This window comes from Tepidiphilus succinatimandens (assembly GCF_006503695.1).
Classification (GTDB): Bacteria; Pseudomonadota; Gammaproteobacteria; order Burkholderiales; family Rhodocyclaceae; genus Tepidiphilus; species Tepidiphilus succinatimandens.
This window is the reverse complement of record NZ_SBIK01000029.1, coordinates 1-2,708: the sequence shown is the minus strand read 5'-3', so window position 1 is coordinate 2,708 and position 2,708 is coordinate 1. Positions and strand designations below refer to the sequence as shown.

Below are 2,708 nucleotides of genomic sequence, written 5' to 3'. Positions count from 1 at the left end.
TGGCTGCGGCCCCAGTTTCGTGCTGGCAATAGGATGCAATCGCTGCCCAACTGAGCTGCAGCGGCATCAATACCAGCAGAAAAATCATAAACAAGCGACGCATGGACAAGATTGTAGCAGCTATAGTGTTTTGGCGGAAGGGCCGGATTCGGCTCCGCTTAGAAGTGAGTTCGTGCGTAACAAGCGCAAGCCATTGAACACCACCAGCAGGCTGGCCCCCATATCTGCGAATACGGCCATCCACATGGTCGCGGTGCCAAATATCGCGAGTACGAGAAACACGGCTTTGATGCCCAACGCCAACGCGATGTTTTGGGCTCCATGTCGTTTCGTGTGGAAAGCAACACTGTCACTGGGGCATCGCCGGCGCGAACGGGCTGGCCGGCAGGTGCTTGAGCTTGGACATGCGCAGGTAGGCGATGGCGATGAAGTTCTGGCTCGTCCTGAAGCCGCGCGCGGCGCGCTTGGCCTGCTGCAGCAGCCCGTTCATCGCCTCGACGAAGGCGTTGCTGCGGTGATCGACCATGCCGCGCACCACCGCGTCGAACCGCTCCTTGAGCGTGGCGGCCAGCTTCTTGAACGGCTCGAGCCGACAGCGCCGCGCCCAGCTCAGCCAGGCCCTGAGGTCGGATGCGGCCTGTTCGATGCTGTTGTGCGCTGTGGCCCGCGCGTACACCTCGCGCAGCGCCATCTTCAGCCGCCACGCCCGCGCGCTTTTGAGCGTCGAGCGCTGCAGCCAGTGCATCGCCTGGATCTGGCGGGCGCTCCAGCTGCTGGGGTTGCGCCGCATGCCCCACAGCAGCTGCCTGAGCGTCTTACGCTGGCCAGTGCCCAGCGCGGCTCGCACCGCCTGCGCGTCGGTGGCCATCTCCGCGCGGCGCACCTGGTCCATCGCCTCGATGGCCATCGAGACGACGTGGAAGCGGTCGTAGCTGATCTGCGCCTGGGGCAGCGCCAGCGCCACGCCCTTGGCGTAGGCCGCGCTCATGTCCATGCACACGTGCCGCACCTGGGCGGGATCGCCGCCATGGGCCCTCAGATCCTCGGCGAACTCCACCACCGTGCGGTGCTCGCGCCCCTCGGTGGCGAACAGCAGCCGCTTGCGATCCAGGTCGTGCACGACGGTGATGTAGTGCTGCCCGCGCCGCAGGCTGGTCTCGTCGATGCCCACCGTGCGCACGCCGGCGAAGTCTTCCAGCGCACGCGCCTGCGCGACGTAGAACTCGATGCGCCGCCACAGCCGCTTGTCCTTGCAGCGCAGCAACTCGGCGGCCTGGCGCACCGGCAGGTCCAGGCACAAGGTCAGCGCCAGCGCTTCGAACGCCGCGGTGAAGCCCGAGCCCGGACGCGCCCAGGGCACGGCCACCTGCGTGGTCTTGCCGCAGGCACCGCAGGCCACGCGCGGCACGTCGCAATGCAGCCAGGCCTCGAACTGGAAGAAGTCCAGGTGCCGCCAGGATCGGCGCAGCCGGTCGTGCACCGGTTGCGTGGCCGCACCGCATGCCGGGCAGGCGAGCCTGCTGGTGTGGCAGCCGATCTCGAAGTCGATACGCCGCTTGGCGGTGTCGAGCCTGACGTCATCGACGACCCACGGCGGCTGCAAGCCCAGCGCGCTGGTGAACAGAGCTTCTACGGCAATGCCCATGGACTCATCCTCCTGATCAAACACGCCTCGTGGACATGTGCACAGGCCGGCCAGCGGCCTGCACACATGCCCACCGGGCTCGACGACCAGGAGTCATTGTGACTGTTGGGTTCCACACGAAATGACGAAGAGCCGCAACCAGGGGCCAGCATGCTCAAGCAGCAGTTTCGCCAGCGGCGTGCCTGCGCCGAAAAGTACGGCAGCGGCCAGCGCGGCGGGGATGCCGGAGTCGTTCAATTTCATTTTCTCTTGTCATTTATGGACTTGCGTTCAACGGAACGACCGTGCGCACCATGCACGTGTCCGGCCGCGCTGGAGCCGCCCTCGGAGCCTTGGCGAGCAAGCTCATTCAAGATGCCGCAGTGGGCAGCATCCCGCGCTTCCTGACACAAATCCCGCAGCCCTTTAAGTTGCCGCTCCAGCGAGCGCAATTCCCGAATGCGGGCGGCAACATGGCCGATGTGTTCATCCAGCAATGCATTCACCTCGCCGCAGTTTTCGGTCGGCGCATCCTTGAAACGCAGCAGTACGCGGATTTCGTCCAGCGTCATGTCCAGCGACCGGCAGTGGCGGATGAATGACAGGCGTTGCGCGTGCGCCTCGCCATAAATGCGGTAGTTGCCGTCGGTGCGCGATGTTTCAGGCAAAAGGCCTTCGCGCTCGTAGTAGCGGATGGTTTCCACTTGCGTGCCGGTGGCCTTGGCCAGTTCACCGATTTTCATTTACTTCCCTTGACTTGATGTACTGAGGGCATCGATGACGTGCATTTTACTCTCTTGACTCTTTAGTTGCCACAGGGTTTCTAATGGACGGAACAATAGGAGCCCTCATGAACCAAAATACCAAGCTTGATGAAATTTCTGCTACGTCGGAGAGTCGCGGATGTGCCAAGCATTGCTCGCCTGCCGCTGTGCAGACCCACGCACCGGTAATCGACGACACGCCGGCGCGCGTCAAGCTACTTGTCGCCTCTGTCACGCAGCAATCGGCTGAATGTCTCCTCGGCTCACAGCCGTTGTGACCACAGAGTCGCGTTCAGGGTTGAGGGTAACGGCCCGGATGT

The 2,708-nt window shown here is 63.6% G+C and carries 4 protein-coding genes and 1 pseudogene; 1 reads left to right on the top strand and 4 read right to left on the bottom strand.

From position 1 onward, the window contains the following. Window positions 1–120: 120 nt before the first annotated feature. The 4 genes and pseudogenes from EPD82_RS12230 to cadR form a co-directional block, all read right to left on the bottom strand. A pseudogene (locus tag EPD82_RS12230) lies at window positions 121–315 on the bottom strand (hypothetical protein); the annotation flags it as partial. A gap of 34 nt (window positions 316–349) precedes the next feature. Then, the gene (locus EPD82_RS11760) at window positions 350–1,645 is read right to left on the bottom strand and encodes an ISL3 family transposase (protein ID WP_110012227.1); all 1,296 of its coding nucleotides are present in this window, start codon (window positions 1,643–1,645) and stop codon (window positions 350–352) included. A gap of 93 nt (window positions 1,646–1,738) precedes the next feature. Continuing rightward, a complete protein-coding gene (locus EPD82_RS11975) occupies window positions 1,739–1,888 on the bottom strand; it encodes a hypothetical protein (RefSeq protein WP_156824618.1) in 150 nt (49 codons plus the stop codon). Beyond that, on the bottom strand, window positions 1,885–2,367 hold the full coding sequence (cadR, locus tag EPD82_RS11755) for a Cd(II)/Pb(II)-responsive transcriptional regulator (RefSeq protein ID WP_019561294.1): 483 nt from the start codon (window positions 2,365–2,367) through the stop codon (window positions 1,885–1,887). Before cadR ends, EPD82_RS11975 begins: the two co-directional genes overlap by 4 nt. A 107-nt stretch (window positions 2,368–2,474) precedes the next feature. On the opposite strand from cadR, the gene EPD82_RS11750 reads away from it, so the two are divergent. Beyond that, window positions 2,475–2,666 (top strand): hypothetical protein, encoded by a 192-nt coding sequence (locus EPD82_RS11750; RefSeq protein WP_141056749.1) that lies wholly within the window; start codon window positions 2,475–2,477, stop codon window positions 2,664–2,666. Window positions 2,667–2,708 lie beyond the last annotated feature (42 nt).

Bases quoted from the DNA above. Each gene is read 5' to 3' on its own strand.
- EPD82_RS11750 (WP_141056749.1), top strand. From the start codon at position 2,475: ATGAACCAAAATACCAAGCTTGATGAAATTTCTGCTACGTCGGAGAGT.
- EPD82_RS11975 (WP_156824618.1), bottom strand. From the start codon at position 1,888: ATGAAATTGAACGACTCCGGCATCCCCGCCGCGCTGGCCGCTGCCGTA.
- cadR (WP_019561294.1), bottom strand. From the start codon at position 2,367: ATGAAAATCGGTGAACTGGCCAAGGCCACCGGCACGCAAGTGGAAACC.
- EPD82_RS11760 (WP_110012227.1), bottom strand. From the start codon at position 1,645: ATGGGCATTGCCGTAGAAGCTCTGTTCACCAGCGCGCTGGGCTTGCAG.